Origin of the sequence: Streptomyces sp. OZ13 (genome assembly GCF_052068155.1) — a bacterium.
Classification (GTDB): Bacteria; Actinomycetota; Actinomycetes; order Streptomycetales; family Streptomycetaceae; genus Streptomyces.
Genome location: NZ_JBQHCZ010000001.1, coordinates 634,679 through 658,665 on the forward strand (window position 1 = coordinate 634,679; position 23,987 = coordinate 658,665).

A 23,987-nucleotide genomic window follows, 5' to 3' on the forward strand; every position below is an offset into this window, starting at 1 on the left:
GAGCCAGGAGTAATCACGATCGACCGGACAAGTCCTGGTCGCTGAGGAGGCGCTCCCACAGCAGCCCGTCCCGCCAGCTCCCATCGAGAAAGATCGAGGAGTGCGCGACGCCGTACGGACTGAACCCGTTGCGTCGCAGCACCCGCTGCGACGCAAGATTCTCCAGACTGGTGGACGCCTCGGCACGGTGCAACCCGAGTTCGTCCGTCATCACCCGGAGTACGAGCCCGACGGCGTTCCCGGCGTGCCCTTGATTCTGGGCGACGCTCGCGATCCAGTATCCGACGGAGCCACGGCGCAGGTGCGGCTGCGGCAGGATGCCTCCGACGGTAACCTGCCCGATCACCTGGTCATCGGCGAGCACCACCCCCGGCCAGACCGTGCCGGCCCGGTATCCGGCCAGCAGGCTGTCGATCCGCTCTGCCTGGCCCTCCGGGGTGAAGAAGTCGGCCGATTGGGCCGGTTCCCACGGCCGAAAGGCCTCGAAGTCCCGCACCCGGTGCGCAGCGATCGGAGCGGCGTCGGTGGGCTCGATCAGGCGGATCCTGGTGCTGCTGCCCATGGGCCGATCCTCGTTGCAGTGCTTTCGATGAGGCGGCCAGCCTATGCGAGGCTGTCCGTGCCGCCGCACCCTTCGCCCGCTGGGTCGTCGAGCGGACCTTCGCCTGGCGCGACCTCCGACTCGCCTGCATCACCATGTGCTTGTGACGACTCGCAGCGCATTCTGAAAGGCTCTTTGTGTGCAGTGGCATCAAGTGCTTGCCTTCGTGGCCGCAGTCGTACCCCTCACACTGATCCCCGGTACCAGCTTCACCCTCGTCACACAGCGGGTGATCGCTGGTTCGCGGGCCGACGGCGTCCGTGTCGCACTAGGTTCAGCATGCGGGCTCTTGGTGCACGCAACATTCGCCGCGATCGGCTTGTCTTCCCTGGTCATGGCGTCAGCTCAGGCACTTACGGTGGTGAAGCTCCTGGGCGGCTTATACCTCATCTGGTTGGGCGTCACCACGTGGCGCTCAACGCGTCAGGGTGTCCAACCGGCGGAGCCGGGGCGATGGCGCCTGCCGTGGGCTCAGCTCGAGAGCTTCGGTCAAGGATTCTGGTCCAACGTCCTCAATCCAAAGGCAGCGTCGGTCTATCTCACCCTGGTGCCACAGTTCGTCACCTCCAACAGTTCCGTCGCGCCGCAGATGGCCACGCTTGCGGTCGCGCATGTGGCCGTCGTGCTGGTGTGGTTGCTGTTCTGGACATCGGTGGTCGCTGCCTCGCGGACAAGGATCGACACCCCCCGGTTCCGGCGTTGGACGAACCGCCTGGCGGGAGCCGTACTGGTCGCTCTGGGGATTCGAACTGCCGCAGCGAGCTGAGCTCGCGCCCACTTCCCGCAGGTGCTTGTCGCGGCCCACTACTTGGTCTGTCTCCACACAGGACGCCAGGACAGCCCCTACCGCAGCGCGACGAAGAGCAGAACGGCCGTCGTCATGGCGGCGGCTGCCCCCGCGGCGACACGCGAGACCCATCGGCGCGACGGGATCCAGGTCAGCTGGGGCCGGGTCACGCCCGCGTAGACGTAATAGACGCGGTCCTGTTCCTCCGCCAGCACCACGCGCGCGAGCGGCAGGTGGCGGATCGAGACCTGCCTGCTCACTTCGCCCCTCTTCTTCACGAGGCTCCGCTCGATCGCGGAACGATGGTGAGCGGCGAGATCCGTGGGCAGCCGGTCCTTCGCCCCCACCACTGTCTCCCGCCACGCGCCCCTGCCCTTGAGCCGTGACCGGATGATCCACGGCGCGCGCGGCGGTGGGGGAGTCACGTCCTCGTCCTCCGGCGCCCGCGTGATGGTCGCGCCCCGCCAGACGGTGAGGCGTCCCTTGCCCGTACATGTGTCGCAGCTCCACCGTCCCCGCCCCTGGCAATGCCGGCACTTCACTTTGCCGTCACCGCCGCAGTCGGTGCACAGCGTCTTTCCCCAGCCCAGGCAGCGCGGGCACGCCGTACCGGACGCCTCGCACAGGGCGCAGTCGACGCGTACGCCGGGGCGCTTCACGTTCTGCGGCGCGACGGGTGTCACGGGAGCCTTGCGTGATCCTCCCCGCCCGCGGCACTTGGTGCAGGAAGTGACGCTCTTGCAGTCCGTGCACGGCACCTGCGGCTCGCACTGAAGGCGCCCCGTCCCCTTGCAGTTGGGGCACTGCTGCTTGCCGTTGCTGCAGTCGTGGCACGGCACTTCACGGACCGAACCCTCCAGAACGACGTGCACGGTCTCACGCCGGCGAGGATCCTTCGGAGGGTCCTGCCGATAGGCGTCCAGGTCCTCGACGACCGGGCGTCCCGACAGGTCGAACGGCGCCGGGCGGGTCTGCTCGCCCGTCGTCCGCGACTCGATGCAGCGGGTTACGGTGCAGTCGAGGAGAGGCTGGTGCTCGATCCTGGCGCTGCTCGCCAGGCGCTGCAGTTCCGTGTCGCCCGAACGTCCCCGGTGCTCGGCGACAGCCGCGAGCACCTCATCGTCTGGCAGTGCGTTGTCCGGTGCGTCGGCCATCGCAGAGTCCCCCTCCACGGAAGCGCCTGGTCACCCGCCGGGCGGCGGCGCCTGTCGTTGCGCAGGGCCCAAGTCTGTCGCAGAGCGCCGATGTCCGGAAGGCCACCACGGCGGCGGGCAGGCCGGCCCCGCCCCAGTGCCGCCGTGTGTCCCAGGGTGCGTGACGCACGGTCGGGTCAGGGATCGGCGGTGCGCCCCCACACCGAACGCACCGCGGGGACTTCTTCACGGAGGAGGCGGCAACTTTCCCACGGACGGCGGCGACGAACAGTGCAGCAACGGCCCGGACTTCCATCCCCCACTTCAGGAGGACACGTGCGAATCGGACTCGACGGCCGCCACAGGCGCCCGAGACATCTGCGCAGGATCGGGGCAGCAGGCCTAGCCGGCGGCCTGGTGCTCGGCGGGGCGGCAACGCTCTCGCTCGCGCTCTCGGCCCCGTCCCCCTCCCCGGCTTCGACCGCGAGCGCCGGCGGTCCGGTCACGGCCGCAGCCACCGTGCAGGCGGAGAACCTGGACCGCGGACTGGTCAGCGTCCACGACGGGGCGGACAACCTCGTCAGCTGGCGCCTGCTGGCGGGCGACCCCGGCGACGTGGCGTTCAACGTCTACCGTGCCGGTACGAAGGTCAACGACCGGCCGATCACCGGCTCGACGAACTTCCGGCACAAGAACGCGCCGTCCCACGCCGACTACCAGGTGAAGGCCGTCGTCAACGGCCAGGAGCAGGGCTTCTCCGCCCACGCCGTCCAACTGCGCGCCGGGTATCTCGACGTGCCCATCTCCAAACCGGCCGGCGGCTCCGACTTCGGCTACGCGGCCAACGACGCCTCCGTCGGCGACCTCGACGGCGACGGAGACCTGGACATCGTCCTCAAGTGGGACCCCACCAACTCCAAGGACAACTCCCAGGCCGGCTACACCGGCAACACGATCGTCGACGGCTACACCCTCGAGGGCACCCGCCTGTGGCGCATCGACCTCGGCCGCAACATCCGGTCGGGCGCCCACTACACGCAGTTCCAGGTCTTCGACTACGACGGCGACGGCAGGGCCGAGGTGGCGATGAAGACCGCCGACGGAACCCGCGACGGCACAGGCACGGTGATCGGCAACTCCGGTGCGGACCACCGCAACAGCGAGGGCCGGATCCTGACCGGCCCCGAGTACCTCACGATGTTCCGCGGTTCGGACGGAGCCGCGGTCTCCACCGTGGACTACGTGCCCGCGCGCGGCACCGTGTGCAACTGGGGCGACTGCTACGGAAACCGCGTCGACCGTTTCCTGGCCGGCACGGCGTACCTGAACGGCAGCACTCCTTCCCTGATCATGGCCCGCGGCTACTACACCCGTTCCGTCATCGCCGCATGGGACTTCAGGGACGGTCGGCTCACCCGCCGCTGGACCTTCGACACCAACAGCTCCACCAACCAGGGCAAGGGCTACGACGGACAGGGCAGCCACAGCCTGTCCATCGGCGACGTGGACGGCGACGGCAGGGACGAGATCGTCTACGGTGCGATGGCCGTCGACGACAACGGCAGTGGACTGTGGACCACCCGCACCGGCCACGGCGACGCCCAGCATCTGGCGGACCTGGACCCGGACGACCCGGGCCTGGAGTATTTCAAGGTCTCCGAGTCGACCAGCCAGCCGTCCTCGCTGTACATCGACCCGGCGAACGGCGGCGTCCGCTGGAAGACCGGATCGGGCAGCGACAACGGCCGCGGCGTGGCCGGCGACATCTGGGCGGGCAACGCCGGCGCCGAGATGTGGTCGGCGGCCGACTCCTCCATACGCGACAAGACCGGCAGCACCCGCGGCCGAGAGCCGTCGTCGGTCAACTTCCTCGCCTGGTGGGACGGTGACACGACGCGCGAGCTGCTGGACGGCACCCGCGTCGACAAGTACGGCACGAGCGGCGAAACGAGGCTGCTGACCGCCTCCGGCGTGCACTCCAACAACGGTACGAAGTCCACTCCGTCGCTCTCGGGCGACATCCTCGGCGACTGGCGCGAGGAAGTCGTCTGGCCGACGACCGGCGACACCGCACTGCGGATCTACTCCACGCCCATCGAGACGGACAAGCGGTTCACCACCCTGCTCCAGGACCGCATGTACCGCACCGGCCTGGCCTGGCAGAACACCGCGTACAACCAGCCGCCGCACCCGAGTTACTTCCTCGGGCGGTGACGACGGGGTCCCGGGCCGCGCCGACGGCCCGGGACGGGCCCGCTCAGGCCGACGCCCCCACCGCGTCCACCAGTTCGGCGAGCGCCGCGGCCAGGGCCTCGAGGCCCGGTCCGGCGGGGCCGCCGGACTCCGACATGTAGACGTCGCGGCGTATCTCGATCATCAGGGCGCCGACCCGCCGGTCCTGGCCGTAGTGCTTCAGCGGGACGTACGTACCCGCGAAGGGGCTGTCCAGGCCGGTGCCGCCGAAGCCCGAGAACGCCTTCCGCGCCGCGGCGAGCAGCTCCGGCGGCGTGTGGAAGGAGTCCGTGCCGAGGCAGATCGGGGGCCGGGGACCGTCGCCGTGCAGCTCGTAGGGGAGGGCCTCGGTCGGGTACGAGTGCACGTCGATCACGAACGCCCGCCCCACGGCGTCCAGGCGGGCGTCCACGGCGTCGGTCACGGCCCGCGCGTACGGAACGAAGTAGTCCGCGATCAGCGCCGCCGGGTCGAAGCCGGACGGGCGAAGCTGTTCCCGGTGCGTGGTACGCGTGTAGACGGCGCCCATGCCGACGGCCAGCATCTCCTCCCGTTCGTCGGGGAAGCGCTCGGGGTCGACGACGAGACGCGAGAGCTCGTTGACGAATCGCCAGGGCGTGACGGTCGCGGACGCGGCGGCGCCCGCGGCGATCTCGGCGGTGTGGGAGTCGGTGATGTGGTCGAGCTCCGTCTGGAGCGCCGCGTCGTCCAGCACGATGCCGGCGCGTACACCGTCGGGCACGGCCCGGGCGGAGTGCGGGACGTGCAGGATCACGGGGGAGTCGGCCGCCCCGGGCAGGAGCTGGTAGGAGGCCGGGGTGCTGGTGTCGTTCACGTGGTGTTCCTTGCTGTGGTGGTTCGAACTCGGGGAGGCAGCGCGCCTCTCCGCCATGGGGACGCCCGGTCGCCGTGACGGCGCGGACGATCTCCACCGACTTTAACGGCGGGGTCCGACAACGACCCCAGGCCCCCGCCCGGCGCCCCCGTGCCGGGCGGTGCGGCCGCCCGCGAGAGAGCCGGCGTGGGCGGCCCGCAATCCGGTGGAGGTGCGTGCCGGCGACGGACATGATGGGCCGCATGACTCATCTCCCCCTTCCTGTAGAGGCCTTGATCGTGGTCGACGTCCAGTCGGCGTTCGTCACCGGCGACGGCGCCGTCCCTGACGCGGCGCGCCTGGTGGACCGGACGACCGACCTGATAGCCCGGGCGCGGAAGAGCGGGGCGCTCGTCGTCCACCTGCAGAACGACGGGCCCGCCGGGTCGGAGGACGAACCACACACCCCGGGTTGGGAACTCCACCACCCTGTCCTGAACGGCCCCACAGAGGTCGTGATCCGCAAACCGCAGGACGACGGCTTCGCACGGACGTCGCTGGGGAGCCTGCTCACCGACTCGGGCGTGAAGTCGATCGCCGTCTGCGGTGTGATGTCGGAGATGTGCGTCCAGGCGACGGCGCGCACGGCCCTTGCGCTCGGCTACCGGGTCGTCCTGCCGCACGACGCACATGCGACGCAGAACATCCCGGCTGCGCCCGGCATCAGCGACGCGATTCCCGCCGCGACGGTCTCGCGGGTCGCCGAGTGGGCCCTCGGGAACGACGTCGAGATCACGGCACACGCGTCGGACGTGCACTTCACGGCCGGGCCTCCCCAAGGACATCGCTGACGTCCGGTGACCCAGAGGCCAGGACGACCCGGGCGACCCACGCCCCTCACCGGGCGGGACGACCCGGACGGCCGCGCCCGTGCGGTGTGAGGATCGCCGTCGGCGCCGCGTTGTCAGTGGGGTGGGCTTGTATGGGCGCATGACTGTTCATGACGTCGCCGCCGCGCTGCCCGCCATTCCCGACCTGCTGAAGTTGTGCCGGTCGATCGCCATGGCGGAAGCCGTGCTGAACCAGGGCGACTACCGGTACTACACCTTCGACGCCGCATGGTCGGACACGGAAGAGGTCTTCGCCATGCGCAACGGCAGCGGGGACGAGTTCGACATCGTGTTCTCGTCCGCGGGGGTGTACGTCCGCGGCTTCGACCACGAGTCGCCGATGAGCCCGTACGCCGACGACACGGTCTGGCCGGGCGTGCTTGACGACGTGCCCGACGTGTTCCGGGAATACGTCGAGGAGCCGGCCTTCATGGACGAGGACATGCCCAGTGTGACCTTCTGCCTGTGGCGCCGGACGGGCGACGACCGCTGGCACGCGGGCCGGATCGACTTCCCCGACGACAGTGACGACCCCGACGGCTCCGGGTGGATGTTCGACCTGCCCGTCGACCCGAGCCCGGAGGCGTTCCAGTCGTTCGCCGAGGACTACTACGAGCGACCCGTGGACCTGGACGCAGTGCGCCGCATATATGAGCAGCGGCCGTTGACCCAGGACCTGGTGGAGCGTCTGAACCCGGCCGCTTCCTTCGCCCAGGTCGTGAAGGAGGCGAAGGAGATGGGCTACCCGGTCTGACGGGCCGGACCGGCTCGGGCGTCGCCCACGCCGAGGGGTACACCGCAGCGCGGTGCTGTGCCCGGCCAGGGTCGGCGTCGGGTCACCATCGGGTGATGAGCGGCGCGTCCGGTTCGTGCTGCCGCCAGGCTTCGGTGACGCGTGCGATGCGGGCGGGGGCGGCGATGCCGCGCACGGTTGCGATCCTGCCGTCGGCGATGTCGAACGTCACGGTGCCGATGACTCGGTCGCCGACCACGAAGAGGACGCCCGGGGAGCCGTTGAGGGTCGCGTAGTGCACGGCAGGCGTGCCGCCGGCGAATCGCCGCTTGGCGGGGGTGGGTTTGAAGCCGGCCCGTGCGACGGCGGCGACGCGCTGCGGAGTGTCGAACCGCAGCAGCCTCTCGGCCAGTCCGGCGCCGTCGGAGATCGCCGTCGCGTCGTCGGTGAGCAGCGCCACCAGCCGTTCGGTGCGGCCCGAGGAGGCCGCGGCGAGGAACTCCTCGACGATCCTGCGGGCTGACGCCTCGTCGACTTCGCTGCCACCGCGGCGGCGCGCCGCGGTGATGCGGCGCCGGGCCCGGTGGAGGTGCTGCTGGCTTGCGGACTCGGTCATGTCGAGGATCTCGGCGATCTCGGCGTGACTGTGGGAGAACGCTTCACGCAGGAGGTAGACGGCCCGCTCGAGAGGTGACAGGCGTTCCATGAGGGTCAGCACGGCCAGGGAGACCGATTCACGCTGCTCGAAAGTGTCGGCGGGGCCGAGCATGGGGTCGCCGTCGAGGAGTGGTTCGGGCAGCCAGGCGCCGACGGTGCGTTCGCGGCGGGCCTGTGCCGAGCGGAGCCGGTCGAGGCACAGGTTGGTGACGACCTTCGTCAGCCAAGCTTCCGGCACCTTGATCAGCCGCCGGTCGGCGGCCTGCCAGTGCAGGAACGCGTCCTGCACGGCGTCCTCGGCGTCGGTGGCGGAACCGAGCAGACGGTACGCCAGCGAGGCCAGCCGGTTCCGGCTGGCCTCGAACCGACCGGTGTCGAAGCGATCAGTGGCGGTGCTGTCCACGCGGACCACCCTAGGCGGCCACGCGCCGGTCGATGGTCGAATTCGGTGCGGCGGCCAGGCGGTTCTTGCGCCTGGGCACATAGAAGGTCGGGTGCGCGACGCCCCACAGCGACATCCTGAGGATGCCCGCCTTGATCCGCGCGGCCTTCCGGCCGCTCACGTACTTCGGCTTCGCCCGCGCCTCGTCGTCGACCGTCTGCAGGATGCCGTCCCGCCGGCCGAGGCTGATGTGGTTGCCCAGGTAGAACAGCTTGACGTTCGAGACCTTGCGGCCGGTCAGGCGTCCCACGATCGCCGCCGTCGCCTGCTGGCCGGTGGAGCCGGCCGAAGCACAGGACATCGGCAGCGGCCGGCCGTTGTCGCCGACGGCGTAGGCGCTGTCACCGGCGGAGTAGACGTTCGGGTGCGAGACCGACCGCATGGTGCGGTCGACGACGATCCGACCGTTCTCGGTGACCTCCAGCCCGCTGGTGGCGGCGATGGGGTGGACCGTGAACCCGGCCGTCCACACGGTCGCGTCGGACGCCAGGACGGTGCCGTCGGCGCACAGCACCCGCGTCGCTTCGACGGCTTCGACGCCGGTGTGCTCCAGGACGGTGATGCCCAGCCGGTCGCAGGCCCGGCGCAGGTGGCTGCGGGCTCCCGGGGAGAGTGGGGCGCCCAGCTCGCCGCGGGCGATCAGCGTCACCGAAAGGCCGGGCCGGGACTCGGCGATCTCGGTGGCCGTCTCGATGCCGGTCAGCCCGTCGCCGACGACCAGCACGCTCCCGCCTTCGCCCCGCCTGCCCAGGCTGTCCAGGCGCTCGCGCAGGCGCAGCGCCGAGGGTCGGCCGGCGACGTCGAAGGCGTGCGCGGCCACGCCGGGGACGCCGTGGTCGGCGACGTGGCTGCCGAGCGCGTAGAGAAGTGTGTCGTAGCCGAGCTCGCCGCCGCCGCCCGCGTCGGCCACGGAGACGACCTGGCGCTCGGGGTCGACGGCGGTGACACGGGCCAGGCGCAGCCGTATCCCCGTGCCCGCGAAGAGGTCGGCGAGCTTCGGAGCCTCGATCTCCTGTCCGGCCGCGAGCTGGTGCAGCCGCAGCCGCTGGACGAAGTCCGGCTCGGCGTTGACCACGGTGATCTCGGTGTCCGCCGGGGCCAGTCGGCGGGCCAGGGTCCCGGCCGCGTAGGCCCCGGCATAGCCGGCGCCGAGGACGACGATGCGGTGCTTCATGTGTCGCTCCTGTCGGTTCGCTTGCTCCTTGCGAGTTGAGCGGAACAGCGACCTGATTCCTGACAGGAACCGCTTGTGACGTGGGTCACAGGCCCGCAGGGGTGCCGCCCGGCGATGCTCGCGACGCCGAGGCGGCGCGGACAAAGGCCGGGCTGAACGAGGTGATCCGACCGGTCACCGTCGACATCGACGTCGTACGCGTCAGGAGGAACGACGTCTGTGGGGGACTGCCATGCCAGCGCTGGGCCGTCAGCGGTCGCCGCGCGTGCTTCGTCCCCGCAGTGAGGACAGGACCAGGCGTCCGTAGCGGGTGGTGAGCACCAGGGCTGTCGCCGCCAGGGCTCCGACCAGGGCGACGGCGAGGGCGGTGAGGCCCTTGGCGCCAAGGACCTGGAGGATGCTCAGGGCCGTGCCCAGGGGCAGACCCAGGATCGTCAGGACGCCGAGTGCGCCGGCGATCTGCTGGCTCTCCTGGGTCTGGACCAGCCGGGCATAGTCGGCCGCCTCGGCAAGGATCTCGTCGAACCGGGCAGGCAGCCGGTGCTGGACCTGGAACGTCAGCAGCAGTTCATTGGCCGGGCCGTGGGCGGTGAGGTGCTGGCGCCAGTAGGTACTGCGGAAGGTGGCGATGTGCCGTTCCAGGGCGGACACCCGGCGGGCCAGCTTGGGCCCGTCGAATACGCCGGACAGCCCGTCGGTGAGCTCGTCGATGTGGTCGCGCTGGATGGTGCCGAGGAGCAGGGCGTCGAGGTAGACGGTGCGGGAGTGCAACTCGGCGAAGGCGTAGAAGTCGCTGCCGCCCGGGTCGGCCCGGTGGCCGAGGAACGCGGCGCCGTGTCGCAGTACGAGGGCGCTCCAGTCGGCGGATATCCGCAGTGCGTGCTCGGTCCGCCGGGGCCACTCCTCGAGCGGCGTGGGGAAGTCGGCTGCCGTCGACCGTGAGGCGAGGGACCACAGCCACCGGTCGGCGCTCTCCGGCAGCCGGCCCTCGTCGTCCCGCAGCGCGGGCGTGTGGTGAACGTCGGGCGTCAGGAACGCGACCGTGTACGGGCGGGCGATCGCGAAGGGCGCGGAAACGCCGCGCGGCGTCGCGATGCCGTGGAGCAGGGCGGCGGGGGACAGGGGACCGTCGAGGGGATCCGGTACGGCGGTGTCGCGCCGGCCGATCGCGCGCAGCGTCTCCAGCAGTGCGGGGCCCTCGACGTCGAAGTGGAGGACGGCGAGCGCGTGGTCCTGATGCCGGGCGGTGGCGGTACGCAGCAGCTCGACGCCCTTCAGATGCAGCGCCTCGTGCCGTACGTCCATGAACCGGTGCCAGCGGCAGGGCCGTTCCGGGGTCCCGTACAGGGCACGCGCGGCGGCCGGCGTGAAGTACGTCTCCCGGGTCGCGGCGTCGGTGCGGCGGCTGCCCAGGTCGAAGGGTATGGGCCCGACCTGCCACAGGGGGCGGGCGGTGAGCCGTACCGGCACGATGACGACGAGGGTCTGGCGGACGCCGATGACGGAACTGAGATCCGTGGCCAACGCGGGGACGCCTCCGATACGGGAAACCGATGATCATTGCGGGCGGGGCTCAGGATACGGGTCGCGCGGGGTGGGCGTGGCCCGGTCGGGCGAGCGACTCAACGGGCCCAACCCCATGGCACCGGCACGGCAGTTGACCGCACGACGATCAACTGTCCGTTCCGCTCGGCGGCCCGTCCCTTCGGCTCCGCGACGAGCACCCGCGGATCCACCTCCCGCCGCCCCCACCCCCGCGACCGGTACTCTCCGCCGGCGTTCAGTACCCCTCGGCGGCGGTCATGCGGCGCTTACCGCGAACGGCCCTCCGTCGCGGAAGGCCAGCTCGGCGAAGCGTTCGCCCATGCGGCGGTGTGTCGCGGCGTCCGGATGGAGCTGGTCGGGCAGTGGCAGGTCGTCGAAGTCCGCCTCGCCGTAGAGCTCGCGGCCGTCGAGGTGGTGCAGGTGCGGGTCGTCGGCCGCCCGCTCTCGCACGATGCGGGCCAGTTCCGCCCGGATGACGTTGAGCGTCAGCTTTCCCGCGGCGCGCTCCGCCGGGTCGCCCGCCGCCAGCAACCGCAGCTTCCCGGCGCCGAGTTCGCTGAAATCGGGGAGGCTGGGGCCCGGGGTGTCCTCGTGGATGGGGCAGTACAGGGGCGAGACGACCAGCAGCGGCGTGGTGGGATGCCCCTCGCGGAGCGTGTCGAGGAAGCCGTGCACCGCGGGGGTGAAGGCCCGCAGACGCATCAGGTCGGTGTTGACCAGGTTGATGCCGATCTTGACGCTGAGCAGGTCGGCCGGGGTGTCCCGCATGGCGCGGGCGGTGAACGGGTCGAGCAGGGCGCTGCCGCCCAGACCGAGGTTGGTCAGCTCCACACCGGCGCGCAGTGCGGCCAGCGCCGGCCAGGTCGTCGTCGGGCTCTCGGCGTCCGAGCCGTGGCTGATCGAACTGCCGTGGTGCACCCACACCCTGCGGCCCCGGTCGGGAACGGGCTCGACAGGGGCGTCGGCGCGCAGGGCCACCAGCAGGGTGATCTCGTTGTACGGCAGCCAGATCTCGACGTCCTTCTCCCGGTCCGGCAGTCCGGTGAAGCGGACGGTGCCGACCGGGCCGGGCCGGCTCTCCACCGACCCGGTGGCCATGTCCGTCATGAGGACGTTGCCGCCGGTGACACTGGCGCGCCCGGCCGGCCGGCCGTCGACGAGCAGGTCGTACACGCCGTCGGGGCGGGGCGGAGCGCCCTCGTAGGCCACCTTGGTGCGCAGGGCGTCCAGTTCGACGGCGGTGGCCCGGGTACGGAACACCACCCGTACGCCGGAAGGCTGGGACTCCGCCATGGCCACCTGCCCGTCGGGGAACTGCGCCCGGGCCCGGGCGGGCAGCCGGTGCGGCAGCAGGCCCTGCTCGGTGCGCTCCAGATCGAGCGCACCGCGCACGAGGTCCGCGGTGAGGGGCGTGGTGACCCACTCCCTCGGACGGGACGCGGAGGGGGCGGCGGGGACGGCGGGGCGGGGGTCTGGCCGGTGGTTCATGACCTCAGCGTGTCAACCGGAATCCGGATACGCACATTCTTTTGCCGTGTCGCCCGGCTCGGCGGCCCCCGCCCCGGCCCGTGGCGGGCCCGAACCTCAGGTTCGGGCCCGAGGGCGTCACCGCGTGCGGATCCCGAGGAAGCGCTGCCACCAGGCGGCCCGCGGCGGCGCGACATCGGCCGCCACCGGCATCGGCGGCCGGGCCGGCGCGACGGCCGTCGGCAGCGGCTGCGCCTTGGCCGGAGCGCTCGGTTCCGGTGCCTCCGCGACTCCACCGCGACGCGGGGTGAAGCGTGCGGGCAGGCTGTTGAGCCGGGTGGAGACGAGCGAGGAGGTGAAGTCCAGCTCAGCCTCCGACACGGCGAGTTCGATGTCGGGGAGCCGTGCCAGCAGTGTGTCGATGCCGGTGTCGGCGATGGCGCGGCCGATGTCCTGGCCGGGGCACTCGTGCGGACCGGCGCTGAACGCCAGATGCGAACGGTTGCCGTGCACGGGCGCATTCAGGTCGGGCCGGATCTCCGGATCGACGTTGCCTGCCGCCAGGCCGAGCATCACCATGTCGCCCGCCCGGATGACCTGATCACCCAGCTTGGTGTCCCGTCGCGCCCACCGGAACGCGCCGACCGACATGGGCGGGGCGTCCCACATGACCTGGTCCAGGGCGTCGGGCAGGGTCAGGGACCCACCGGAGAGGCTCGCGCGGAAGCGCCGGTCGGTCATGACCGTCCGCAGCGTGTTCGCCATCAGGTTGGTCGTGTTCTCGTGTGCGGCCACGATGGCGTGGCGCAGGTGCTCCATCACCTCCTGGTCGCTGAGCTCCGACTCATGGGCCAGGAGCCAGCTCGCGAGGTCGTCACCGGGGGCGGCCTTCTTCCGCTCCACCAGGTCGGACATGAGGGAGACGACGTACTCGTTGCTCTGCAGCGCCGTCTCTGTGCCCTTGACCATGTTGCGCACGGCCGTACCGAGGGGGAGCGCGTCCTCGTCGCGCACGCCCATCTGGCGCGCGAGGACCAGGACCGACAGCTTCTCCGCGAAATCGGTGACGAGGTCCGCCCGGCCGGTGCGGGAGAACGAGTCGACCAACTGCTGGGTGTGCCGGACCACGTAGCGGCGAATGCCGTGGCGGTTGAACTTGCCCAGACTCTCCGTCACCGCCGCCCGCAGCCGCGCGTGTTCCGGGTCGTCCGCGAAGACGAGCAGCGGCTGCCAGGCCGTGATCGGCAGGAGCGGCGAATCGGCCGCCAACTTCACGTTCCAGATACGGGAGTCGCACGACCACAGCGACGGGCTGCGCATGACGTCGAGGTTCTCCCTGTGCCCGAGGACGAACCACGCGGGTACGTCACCGGGGAGCAGCACCGGCGCCACTTGGCCGTGCTCGCGGCGCATTCTCTCGTAGAGGGCGTACGGTGCGTCCGCCTCGGGCCCGTACAGGCGCTGCCGTCCGTCCAGGCCGTGGGCGTGCGCGGGACACTGAGGTGGCGGGACGGCGGCAGGCGTTCCGGTGCCGTCTGCATACGGGATGGTCACGAGGCCCTCCGAGGGCGACTGCTTGCGGTCAACGTGATGCCCCAGCCGCCCTTTCAACCCGTGAGTGGCACCCCTCCGCGTCCTGGCGAGCGGCGGCCTCTCGGTACGCGCGTCGCTGGGGCACCGAGGCGGTGCGCTGCCTCCGCGTGAGGCGTCCTCTTCGGAGGATCGAGAAGCGGGAAGCGTCCGCAGCATACGCTTCTTGACCCCCTGTCAGCACAACATCACATAACACCACAGGTGCCGCATGGGGGTGTTGCCCTCCCTGTGCGCCCTCGCGCGGAACCGCTGCGGATGGTGTGATCAGGCCAGGTCATCCCCAGGACGGCCGACCGCAGAGAGCAAGAGAGGACCCCCTTATGTCAGTTGAAGAGCTGGGCAGAGCCGAATCGGTCGTCACCCGCGCCCCTGGCGCAGTACCTCTTCTGGGGCATGCGCTCACGTTGTGGCGCGACCCGCTCAAGTTCGTGCAGTCGCTCCGCGGTCACGGCGATGTGGTCCGCGTCGACCTGGGGCGCCTGCCGGTGTATGTGGCCACCACACCCGAACTCGTGCACGAGATCACCGTGGCCCAGGCCCGCAGCTTCGAGAAGGGAAGGTTCTTCGACCGGCTGCGCCCCCTGGCGGGCAACGGCCTGGCGAACGCCGACGGCGAACTGCACCGCCGGCACAGGCGGATGGTCCAGCCGATGTTCTCGAAGGAGCGTATACACGGCTACTCCCACACCATGCGCCGCAACGCGGAGGCGATGGCCGACTCGTGGGCGCCCGGCAGTGTGGTCGACATCCAGCAGGCGATGGCCGAGTACGCCATCGAGACGCTCGCCGACACGATGTTCTCGACCGAGATGGGCATGCCGGCCGTCGAAGCCGTGCGCAAGAACCTCCCCGTACTTTTGAAGAATCTCCTCATACGGGCGGCCTCGCCCAAGTTCCTCGACCGGCTTCCGATCCGGGCGAACCGGGACTTCGACAGGGCCGCCGCCCAACTGCGCTCCGTGATCGACGAGGTGGTGGCCCAGGCACGCCGCGACGGACAGACCGACCGGTCCGACCTCCTCACCCTGCTGCTTGCCGCCCAGGACGAGGACAGCGGGCAGGGGCTGACCGACACGGAGGTCAGGGACGAGCTGAGCACCGTGATGTTCGCGGGTGCGGAGACGACCGCGTCAGCTCTGGCCTGGGCGTTCCACGAGCTCGTCGCCCGCCCCGACATCGAGGAGCAGATCGTCGCCGAGATCCGGTCCGTCGTGGGGGAGGGGCCGGTCACGATCGCCGACGTCCCGCGGCTGACGAGCATCCGCCGGGTCCTCGACGAGGTGCTGCGGCTGCACGGGGTCACCCTGCTGATGCGCCGGACCACCGTGCCGGTGCAGCTCGGCCGGCACCGGCTCCCCGCCGGGACCGAGGTCGCGTTCAGCCTCTACGCCCTGCACCGGGACCCCGCCGTCTACGACGACGCCGCGTCGTTCGACCCCGACCGGTGGCTTCCTGAGCGGCGAGCGGCCGTCCCCCGTCACGCCTACGTCCCGTTCGGCGCAGGCAACCGCAAGTGCATCGGGGACCAGTTCGTCTGGACCGAGGCGACGATCGCCATCGCGACCGTCCTGCAGCGATGGAAGCTGAGCCCCGCTCCAGGACACACGCCCAAGGAGGTCGCCTCCGCCGTCGTGCACGCGGACCGCATCCCCATGACCGTGAGTCCCCGCGACTGACCGGGTGGGCCGGCCGTCCTGCGCCGGTCGTGGCGTCGGCCCGGGCGACCACGCGAGTGACGTCGCCGCGAAGGCGTGTTCGCTTCGCCGGCCGGCCGCGCGAAGGTGTGTTCGCGTCTTCGGCCGGCCGTCCTCCGGGGGCCGCCCGGCGCGTGGGTCACCCCAGCAACTCGTGCCCATCTCGGGAAGGAGGCGCGCCGGGACGCCGGCGCCGACCAGACACCTTCGTGCTCCGGCGCCAGCAGGCGCAGCAACAGGGCTGACGGGGCGGCCGGGTTGACGGCCGGGCCCACGAGCAGCGCGGTCACGTCCGGGCCGTCTCGTCGTACCCGCGCTGCTCGTCGTACTCGTCGTACTCCTGGTCCTCGGGGAAGGGCAGGGGCTCGGTCACCCATCCCGCCGACAGGACCAGACGGGACGTGCGGTGGACGGTCAGGAAACCGAACGGGCGATCGAGAACCGCCTCGACGTGGCGGACGGCGTACCGCGGCGGAGGCGGCATCCCGGCGGCGATGATGCTGATCGCGGTCACGGTCGCGGACTCGAAGCCCTTGGCGTCGAACACGGCAACCGCGCCCTGGCCGGCCGAGCCGACCGCCAGCGGATCAGGGCTGATGCCCGGGAAGTGGCCGTGACTGCTGTCCGAGGCCGTGGACAGGCCGAACAGCGCAGGCGCCTTCAGCAGATCGTGGTCCGCCGTGACGCGGAACCCGACAGTGAGGACTTCGAGGACGGGCTCCGGGGTTCGGCTGCGTACGTTCGACACGCGCAGACCCGGGCCGGCCTCCCCGAGGGGAAGGCGGTCACCGGGCACCGGGGCCGGGCCGGCGCCCGCGAGAGTGCCGATTCCGTGACGCAGTACCTGGGAGGGCGTCATGTCAGGGGCGCCCAGCAAAAGATGGACGTCGACACCGGTTCCGCCGAGGATCTTGAGCACCGTCACAGGGCCGTCGGGGGTCTCCGCAACGGCCACCCGGTCCAACAGCGAGGTGGTGCGGTGCAGCCCCAGCAGCAAACGCCCCTGCCACGGGCCGTGGTCCGGGACCACCTCCGTCTCGAAGAACGGCTGCAGCCATCGTGTCCGCACCGACTGCGCCGCGGCCAGCACGAGCCGGGTGGACTCGTCGATGTCCACCGGCATCCTGCGGATCAGGCCTTCGGTGCGATCGTCGGCCCATCCGTCGAGCGTCATGCGGTCGGTTGTCTGGTCTCCGGTGATTGTGCCGGTCGTTCCGGCGGGCAGCCGTGCCGCCCAGTCGGCATGCATCGGCAGATCCGCTCGGGTCCAGAGACCGAACGCGGCCCGCGTGCCGCGGATCGCGCCCAGCGCCTCGAGGAATCCGCGCGCGGCTCCGGCCGCCTCTGCGGCGGGGAGGCCGGTCGCGTCCCCGAGTTCGTCCCGCGCCGGTCCACAGGCGGCGTCTTGGAGACAGGCGAGCAGCGGCCACAGGCTCGTGGCGGAGACGACGGTCCCGCCCGGTCCCGGCAGGCTGCCGACCCACCGCTCGGTGAGCCGGTTCACGGCACGTACGGACGTCGCTGTCGGCTGCACTCGATCCCCCAGGTCTCACAAGGCACCGTGACCGTCGGTCCTGAACACGCAACGCGCCGGCCTCACGGCAGTTGGCCGCCACGCCGCCTCGGGTACCTGTATCCGCCTCCGGCGCGGTCACCGCCGGGGGCGGATCGTCCAGGTCACGCTGGAACAGTGGAACGGGTGGACCACGGAACAGGACGATCACTCGCATCCTCGCCGGTGGCGGAACCGACGTCCAGGGGTTATCGCGCGGGGCCGGCCGCTGATCGAGAACTGAGGCGCCTTCGCTTTCCCACTTATTGATGCGCACGGGAGCGATGAGTTCCGGCAGGGCCACCGGTCTGCTTCAGTGACGGAACAGACATGAGGAGATACGACGATGGTCGAGATCGAGACCCGCACGCTGGAGACCCCCGGTGCCACGATCTGGTACGACGTGAGGGGAGGCCGGGCCGATGCCGGGGCCGACGCACCCGTCCTGTTCCTGGTCGGTTCACCGATGGACGCGAGCGGTTTCGTCACGCTGGCGTCGCACTTCACCGACCGGACGGTCGTCACCTACGACCCGCGCGGGGCCGGCCGCAGCGTGCGTAAGGACGGCGCGGCGGAGATCGTGCCCGAGGAGCACGCCGACGATCTGCGGCGGGTGATCGAGGCGCTCGGCGCCGGGCCGGTGGACATGTTCGCGAGCAGCGGTGGTGCCGTGAACGCGCTCGCCCTGGTGTCGCGGCACCCGGAACTGGTGCGCACACTCGTCGCGCACGAGCCGCCGGCGGCGCCGGTCCTGCCGGACAGTGAGGCGGCGCTGGCGGTCTGCGCGGACATCCATGCGACGTACATGCGGGACGGACTGGGGCCCGCGATGGCCAAGTTCATCGCGATGGCCGGCCGCAAGGGGCCCTTCCCTGCCGACTGGGCCGACGAGCCGGCCCCCGACCCCGCCGCCTTCGGACTGCCGACGGAGGACGACGGCTCGCGCGACGACCCGCTGCTGGGCCAGAACATGCGCGGCTGCACCGGCTACCGGCCCGACTTCGACGCGCTGCGCGCCGCCTCCACGCGCATCGTCGTCGCGGCGGGCAAGGAGTCCGAGGGCGAGTTCTGCGCCCGCGCCGCGGCGGAGGTCGCCGCCGGACTGGGCACCGAGCCGGCGATCTTCCCCAGCGACCACGGTGGCTTCATGGGCGGCGAGTACGGCCAGCACGGGGCGCCGGTCGAGTTCGCGCAGACTCTCCGCGAGGTGCTGCACGCGGAGGCCTGAGGGGCCGGGGGACGGCGGGTGAGGGGCGGCTGGCGGGGCGCAACGCCTTCGCAGGCGACGATCCGCCGCCTGCCCGCCCGTACCCGCCTGCCCGCCCGTACCCCCGCTGGTCCGCACTGACGGCGGCACCGCCCGCACCCGCGGCGGAGTGCCCCTGCGCCGTCCTGCACCGTGGTCCCGTACGACGAACTTGAGATCGCGCGCTCGCCCTGTGGCCGCCCGGGCCCGGTCCTCGTCCGTTTCGACCTGCTCGCACGCGAGGCGGTAAGCACACGTCCGCCGGGACGCGTGGTGCTGACGGACTCTGGGTGGCGCCTGACGCAGCACCCCGCAGGTTTGAAGCGATCGCTTGCGCCGCACAGCATCCGACCCAGGTCTCATCGACCCGGCAACAGCGCGTTCATGTCCATGAAAAATAATCAAGTACATGTCTATTGACGCTCGCACGGTAGACGCTTAGGTTCCGGGGAAAGCGCTTACCCCATGGACATCGCAATACCGAACTCGTAGAGCAGTTCATGGAGTTGAACTACCGAGCCTCCCCATTATTGCGTTCGGACCGATCGGACGTCAGCCCCGCGCAGTTGCTCGACCCCCCTCTTCATCGACCCCGTGTCGCACGAGCCGACCAACCTGGAGACGAACGATGCAATTACGCCCCGCCCTCGCGTGCGCCGGCCTGCTCGCCGGCGCGCTCGTCGCGCTGTCCGGCAACCCGGCGCAGGCCGCGTCGATCCGCTACGAGGCCGAGAACACCTCCGCGATCTGTACCGGCACCATCGACTCCGACTGGTCCGGCTACTCCGGCAGCGGATTCTGCAACGGCACCAACGCGTCCGGTGCCTACGTACAGTTCACCGTGAACGCCCCCTCCGCCGGCACGGCGACTCTGGGCGTGCGCTTCGCCAACGGCAGCGGTACCGCACGACCCGCCACCGTCACGGTGAACGGCTCGACGGCCACATCGGCGTCGTTCGAGGGCACCGGCGCCTGGGGCACGTGGGCGACGAAGACGCTCACGGTGCCGGTGCAGGCGGGCAGCAACACCGTCCGGCTCAGCCCGACCACCTCCGCCGGCCTGCCCAACATCGACTACCTCGATGTCGAGACGAGCGGCGACACCACCACCCCGCCGCCGTCGGGATCGGCGCTGTACGTGGCGCCGAACGGCACCGACAGCGCGTCCGGAACACAGTCGGACCCGACGACGCTCACCTCCGCGATCAGCCGCATCACTCCCGGCGGGACGATCTACCTGCGCGGCGGGACCTACCGCCACTCGCAGACGGTCACCATCCCCCAGGGCAACAACGGCACCTCGGGCGACCGCACGGAACTGTCCGCCTACCCGGGCGAGACGCCCGTACTGAACTTCTCGGCCCAGAGCGAGGACCCGGCGAACCGCGGGCTCGCCGTGAACGGGTCGTACTGGCACGTCAAGGGCATCGTCGTAGAGCGTGCCGGTGACAACGGGATCTTCGTCGGCGGCAGCAACAACATCTTCGAGCGCACGGTGACACGCTTCAACCGCGACACCGGGCTGCAGCTCTCGCGCATGCTCTCCAGCACTCCCCGCGACCAGTGGCCGTCCAACAACCTCGTCCTGAGCGCGGAGTCGCACGACAACGCCGACTCCGACGGCGAGGACGCCGACGGCTTCGCCGCGAAGCTCACTTCCGGCCCCGGGAACGTCTTCCGCTACGCCGTGGCCCACAACAACATCGACGACGGCTGGGACCTCTACACCAAGTCGGACACCGGGCCCATCGGCGCCGTGACCATCGAGGACTCCCTCGCCTACGGGAACGGCACCCTCTCCGACGGCACCCAGAACTCGAGCGGGGACCGCAACGGCTACAAGCTCGGCGGCGAGGACATCGAGGTCGACCACGTCATCCGGCGCAGCATCGCCTACGACAACGGCAAGCACGGGTTCACCTACAACAGGAACCCGGGCACGATGACGGTCTCGGACAACATCAGCATCGACAACGCCGAGCGCAACTTCTCCTTCGACGCGGGCACTTCGGTGTTCCGGAACAACGTCTCGTGCCGCAGCGGCGACGGCTCGAACGACAAGACCGTGGGCAACGCCGACAGCACGAACCAGTTCTGGACCGGCTCCAACGGCTCCCGTTGCTCCTCCTACGCGGGAGCCCTGAACTGGTCGTACGGGTCCGACGGCCGCCTCGTGGTCACGTTCGGGGGCAGGGCGGTCACGCCGTAACCTGCCGCGCACGGAACCTGCCTTGCCCGGCCCGTCCGGCTCACCGGACGGGCCGGGCAAGGCCGTTCCTACGCAGCGTCGGCGCCGCTGAACACGTCATCCGGCGCCACGAAGAACTTGACCGCGATGCTCGCCGGGGCGAAGCCCCGAGCTCGCCGGGGCGAAGCCCCGAGTCTGACGCCTGGTAGACCTTGGGCGTTGGGAATGGGGCCGGCGGGAGGTGCGGGGATGAGTTTCCGGTTGGCGGCGTACGCCGTGTGCATCGAGGACGGCCAGGTGCTGCTGGTGCGGCACGTATCACCGAAGGGCGACTGGACCTGGACTCTTCCGGGCGGCAGGGTCGAGCACGCGGAGGACCCGTTCGATGCTGTGACCCGGGAAGTCACCGAGGAGACCGGCTGCGACGCGATGGTCGAACGCCTGCTGGGTGTGGACTCGAGGGTGATTCCCGCGGCTGCCGCGCGGGCGGGAGTCGAGCACCAGAATGTCGGCATCTTCTACCGGGTCCGCATCATCGGCGGCCGACTCCGGCCTGAGCCGAACGGCGAGACCGCCGAGCCGGTCTGGACTCCCGTTCCCGACGTCACTCGCCTGCGTCGGTCATCACTGGTGGACGTCGGCGTCGCACTGGCGCAAACCGTCCCGGCGACCGGCCGTGTCGCTCCCGTGCCGGTCGGCGGCCTGATCCAGCACTGAGCGCCACCAGCTGTCCGGCCCGCTTGGCAGGCGTCCGGCTCACGCGGATCGTGGAAGGCGGCCGGGCACATTCCACAGGCCGACGCACCACGGCCGTTCAGGCGGGCACCGGCTGCAAGTCGGCCCCGTCGAAGGGCGGATAGCTTTCGCCGCCCATCCGCTCGGCCGCGTCGATGTAGTCGGCGAGCACGTCGCGGGACCGGGCGAGCGTGGCCATCTGGTCGTCCAGTCGCCGCAGCCGTGACCGCATCGCGGCCAGCAACTCGGGGCAGCCGATCAGCTCCGGCGCCTCCCCGACCGCACAGGGCAGCAGATACGCGATGTCCTCGGAGGACAGCCCGGCACCGAGCAGGTGCCGGATCTGCTTCACGCGCAGCACGGCGCTCTCCTCGTACTCGCGATAGCCGTTCGCGCCGCGGTCTGCCTCCAGCAGGCCCTGGGCCTCGTAGTAGCGCAACTGGTGGGCGTTGACGCCCGTCCGGCGACTCAGTTCCCCGATCCGCATCGAAACCTCGCTTGACCTTCACACCGGTATCAACGTTGACGATGCTGCCATGAACAACGAACTCGACACACCTGTGACAGTCATCGGACTCGGACTCATGGGCCGGGCGCTCGCCGGCGCCTTCTTGAAAGCCGGGCATCCCACGACCGTGTGGAACCGTACGGCCTCCAAGGCCGACCAGTTGGTGGCCGACGGCGCACGGCTTGCGCCGACGGTCGGCGACGCGATCGGGGCAGGTTCCCTGACGATCATCTGCGTGACCGACTACGAGGCCGTGCGGGAAATGCTCGGCGCGAGCGATGTCGAGCTGAACGGCACGACGCTGATCAACCTGACCTCGGGCGACTCGGCCCAGGCCCGGAAAGCCGCCCGATGGGCCGAACAGCGAGGCGCCCGCTACCTTGACGGTGCCATCATGGCCGTCCCGCCGGCCGTCGGAACCGCGGAGGCGGTGATTCTGCACAGCGGTCCGCAGCCGGACTTCGAGGTGCACAAGCCCACACTCGAGGCCCTCGGCACCGTCACCTACCTCGGTGCGGACCATGGGCTGGCGTCCCTGTACGACGTGGCCGGCCTGGCCATGATGTGGAGCGTCCTGAACGCCTGGCTCCAGGGCACGGCCATGCTGCGGACGGCCGGTGTCGACGCCGCGACGTATGCGCCGTTCGCGCAGCAGATCGCTACCGGCGTGGCCGAATGGCTGCCGGGGTATGCCGAGCAGATCGACAGGGGCTCCTTCCCGGCCGAGGTGTCCGCGCTGGAGACCGACGCGCGGGCGATGGAGCATCTGATCGGGGAGAGCGAGGCGGTGGGGGTCAACGCCGAACTGCCGAGGCTGTTCAAGGCGATGGCCGACCGTGCGATCGCCGCCGGGCACGGCGGGGAGCAGTATCCCGTCCTGATCGAGGAGTTCGCCAAGCCCAGCGGCGACGCCTGACCGATCCCGACCTCGGGCGTTCAGCCTCGGCCTTGGAGGGGCTGGGCAGGCCCCGGCCCGCAGCCCGCCCGTGGACGAGGTGCCGCGCCGCCATGCCGAATGCAGCGGTGGCCGGTCACCCGTACCGGCCACCGCTGATGCCCGTCCGCTTCACCGTTGCTGGGCGGCCCTCACCAGGGGTGAACGCCCCTTCCCGCTCCCGCCCCCCAGCCCGCGATTCGCCCGAACCAGTCCCACCGCCCCCAGGCGTGTGCCGTCGGCAGCGCCTCCCCCGCTGGGCGTGCGTCGCTCGAGGCGCCTTGAGAAGGGGGCAAGACGGATAGCGCGTCCCCTCGTACCGGCCGCATACGAGGCCTGGAGATCGTCACCAACGGCCAGGACAACGCTGCCTACTGGCAGTCCATGATGGCCATGACGGGTACGCCCGGTTCAACGCGATACGTGCCGTGACAAGAAGGAACACAGTGCCGACCGAACGAAACATCCGCACCAACTTCGCCTTCTACCCGCCTGCGGAGGCCGGAGACGCGTGGCAGTCCACACTGCTGTCCCTCGAGCGCGCCCTGAGGCAGGCGTTCCCTGAGCCGACCGTGGAATACCGGACTTCTGGCATCCACCACATCCAGGTACTCGACTTCGAGCTCGAACTCGCGCCGGACGTTTGGATCGACGGCACCGCGGCCATGGAAGCGCCGGACTACGCGTACATCACGCTCACCGACGTGACCGCCGACGAGGCCGCCGTCTTCGCCGAGTGGCTCCGCGGCTCCTTCGCACCCGCGACGCACCTCGTCCGTTTCTCCAGCAGTCTCGCGATGGCCAATGGAGAACAAGAGCCGTGGCCTCTCCCGGCGGAGGGCGACGTCGATGACATCCGTGCGGAGATGCACAGGCACATCGATGCCGTGGACGGAGCATAACCACCGGGAACGGTAACCGAACCAGAAGCTCTGGACGACAACACCGGACACCGCCCACGTGCTGGCTGGCGGTCCTCGTCCCGGCACAGGTGAGCAAGTGCCTCGACCGCCAGGCGAATCGTGCCGCCGGGCGTGCGGTGAAGGGCGTCGGGCCGAAGGC

At 70.6% G+C, this 23,987-nt stretch carries 20 protein-coding genes and 1 pseudogene; 11 read left to right on the forward strand and 10 right to left on the reverse strand.

Going from position 1 to position 23,987, the window contains the following annotated elements:
- Positions 1-13: 13 nt before the first annotated feature.
- Positions 14-562, reverse strand: a complete 549-nt coding sequence (locus ACTMTU_RS02830; protein ID WP_441261792.1) for a GNAT family N-acetyltransferase — start codon at positions 560-562, stop codon at positions 14-16.
- A 178-nt stretch (positions 563-740) separates the two neighbouring features.
- Between ACTMTU_RS02830 and ACTMTU_RS02835 the strand changes: the two genes are divergently transcribed.
- Positions 741-1,367, forward strand: a complete 627-nt coding sequence (locus ACTMTU_RS02835; protein ID WP_441261793.1) for a LysE family translocator — start codon at positions 741-743, stop codon at positions 1,365-1,367.
- A 77-nt stretch (positions 1,368-1,444) separates the two neighbouring features.
- On the opposite strand, the gene ACTMTU_RS02840 is transcribed toward ACTMTU_RS02835, so the two are convergent.
- A complete protein-coding gene (locus tag ACTMTU_RS02840; RefSeq protein ID WP_441261794.1) occupies positions 1,445-2,542 on the reverse strand; it encodes a hypothetical protein in 1,098 nt (365 codons plus the stop codon).
- 315 nt (positions 2,543-2,857) lie between these two features.
- Here ACTMTU_RS02840 and ACTMTU_RS02845 point away from each other — a divergent pair, with 315 nt between their 5' ends.
- Complete coding sequence (locus tag ACTMTU_RS02845; protein WP_441261795.1) at positions 2,858-4,735, forward strand: rhamnogalacturonan lyase; 1,878 nt, start codon at positions 2,858-2,860, stop codon at positions 4,733-4,735.
- 43 nt (positions 4,736-4,778) lie between these two features.
- Here the strand turns inward: ACTMTU_RS02845 and ACTMTU_RS02850 are convergent, their stop codons facing one another.
- Positions 4,779-5,588 carry an N-formylglutamate amidohydrolase gene (locus ACTMTU_RS02850; protein ID WP_441261796.1) on the reverse strand — a complete coding sequence of 270 codons (810 nt, stop codon included), beginning with the start codon at positions 5,586-5,588 and terminating at the stop codon, positions 4,779-4,781.
- Between the two features lie 242 nt (positions 5,589-5,830).
- Between ACTMTU_RS02850 and ACTMTU_RS02855 the strand changes: the two genes are divergently transcribed.
- Positions 5,831-6,418, forward strand: coding sequence for an isochorismatase family protein (locus tag ACTMTU_RS02855; RefSeq protein WP_441261797.1), 588 nt, complete (start codon positions 5,831-5,833; stop codon positions 6,416-6,418).
- A gap of 139 nt (positions 6,419-6,557) precedes the next feature.
- A complete protein-coding gene (locus ACTMTU_RS02860) occupies positions 6,558-7,211 on the forward strand; it encodes a hypothetical protein (RefSeq protein WP_441261798.1) in 654 nt (217 codons plus the stop codon).
- Between the two features lie 82 nt (positions 7,212-7,293).
- Here the strand turns inward: ACTMTU_RS02860 and ACTMTU_RS02865 are convergent, their stop codons facing one another.
- From ACTMTU_RS02865 to ACTMTU_RS02885, 5 genes are all read right to left on the reverse strand, one after another.
- Positions 7,294-8,250 (reverse strand): sigma-70 family RNA polymerase sigma factor, encoded by a 957-nt coding sequence (locus ACTMTU_RS02865; protein ID WP_441261799.1) that lies wholly within the window; start codon positions 8,248-8,250, stop codon positions 7,294-7,296.
- Positions 8,251-8,260: 10 nt separating this feature from the next.
- Positions 8,261-9,463, reverse strand: coding sequence for an NAD(P)/FAD-dependent oxidoreductase (locus tag ACTMTU_RS02870; protein WP_441261800.1), 1,203 nt, complete (start codon positions 9,461-9,463; stop codon positions 8,261-8,263).
- Positions 9,464-9,712: 249 nt separating this feature from the next.
- Positions 9,713-10,987 (reverse strand): hypothetical protein, encoded by a 1,275-nt coding sequence (locus tag ACTMTU_RS02875; protein WP_441261801.1) that lies wholly within the window; start codon positions 10,985-10,987, stop codon positions 9,713-9,715.
- 276 nt (positions 10,988-11,263) lie between these two features.
- Positions 11,264-12,496, reverse strand: a complete 1,233-nt coding sequence (locus tag ACTMTU_RS02880; protein WP_441261802.1) for a GDSL-type esterase/lipase family protein — start codon at positions 12,494-12,496, stop codon at positions 11,264-11,266.
- 117 nt (positions 12,497-12,613) lie between these two features.
- A complete protein-coding gene (locus ACTMTU_RS02885) occupies positions 12,614-14,029 on the reverse strand; it encodes a cytochrome P450 (RefSeq protein WP_441261803.1) in 1,416 nt (471 codons plus the stop codon).
- A 359-nt stretch (positions 14,030-14,388) separates the two neighbouring features.
- Between ACTMTU_RS02885 and ACTMTU_RS02890 the strand changes: the two genes are divergently transcribed.
- On the forward strand, positions 14,389-15,744 hold the full coding sequence (locus tag ACTMTU_RS02890; protein WP_441261804.1) for a cytochrome P450: 1,356 nt from the start codon (positions 14,389-14,391) through the stop codon (positions 15,742-15,744).
- A 304-nt stretch (positions 15,745-16,048) separates the two neighbouring features.
- Here ACTMTU_RS02890 and ACTMTU_RS02895 read toward each other — a convergent pair whose 3' ends face one another.
- A complete protein-coding gene (locus ACTMTU_RS02895) occupies positions 16,049-17,296 on the reverse strand; it encodes a proteinase inhibitor I4 serpin (protein ID WP_441261805.1) in 1,248 nt (415 codons plus the stop codon).
- Between the two features lie 364 nt (positions 17,297-17,660).
- Here ACTMTU_RS02895 and ACTMTU_RS02900 point away from each other — a divergent pair, with 364 nt between their 5' ends.
- The 3 genes from ACTMTU_RS02900 (at position 17,661) to ACTMTU_RS02910 (ending at position 21,465) form a co-directional block, all read left to right on the forward strand.
- Positions 17,661-18,542 (forward strand): alpha/beta fold hydrolase, encoded by an 882-nt coding sequence (locus tag ACTMTU_RS02900; RefSeq protein ID WP_441261806.1) that lies wholly within the window; start codon positions 17,661-17,663, stop codon positions 18,540-18,542.
- 646 nt (positions 18,543-19,188) lie between these two features.
- Positions 19,189-20,769, forward strand: a complete 1,581-nt coding sequence (locus ACTMTU_RS02905; RefSeq protein ID WP_441261807.1) for a carbohydrate-binding protein — start codon at positions 19,189-19,191, stop codon at positions 20,767-20,769.
- Between the two features lie 228 nt (positions 20,770-20,997).
- Positions 20,998-21,465, forward strand: a complete 468-nt coding sequence (locus ACTMTU_RS02910) for an NUDIX hydrolase (protein WP_441261808.1) — start codon at positions 20,998-21,000, stop codon at positions 21,463-21,465.
- A 97-nt stretch (positions 21,466-21,562) separates the two neighbouring features.
- Here the strand turns inward: ACTMTU_RS02910 and ACTMTU_RS02915 are convergent, their stop codons facing one another.
- Positions 21,563-21,970, reverse strand: coding sequence for a MerR family transcriptional regulator (locus ACTMTU_RS02915; RefSeq protein WP_441261809.1), 408 nt, complete (start codon positions 21,968-21,970; stop codon positions 21,563-21,565).
- Positions 21,971-22,019: 49 nt separating this feature from the next.
- On the opposite strand from ACTMTU_RS02915, the gene ACTMTU_RS02920 reads away from it, so the two are divergent.
- The 3 genes and pseudogenes from ACTMTU_RS02920 to ACTMTU_RS02930 all read left to right on the forward strand — a co-directional run bounded on the left by ACTMTU_RS02920 (position 22,020) and on the right by ACTMTU_RS02930 (position 23,827).
- Positions 22,020-22,907, forward strand: a complete 888-nt coding sequence (locus ACTMTU_RS02920; RefSeq protein ID WP_441261810.1) for an NAD(P)-dependent oxidoreductase — start codon at positions 22,020-22,022, stop codon at positions 22,905-22,907.
- A gap of 342 nt (positions 22,908-23,249) precedes the next feature.
- Positions 23,250-23,357 (forward strand): annotated as a pseudogene (locus ACTMTU_RS02925) (restriction endonuclease fold toxin-2 domain-containing protein); the annotation flags it as partial.
- A 14-nt stretch (positions 23,358-23,371) separates the two neighbouring features.
- Positions 23,372-23,827, forward strand: coding sequence for a hypothetical protein (locus tag ACTMTU_RS02930; RefSeq protein ID WP_441261811.1), 456 nt, complete (start codon positions 23,372-23,374; stop codon positions 23,825-23,827).
- Positions 23,828-23,987 lie beyond the last annotated feature (160 nt).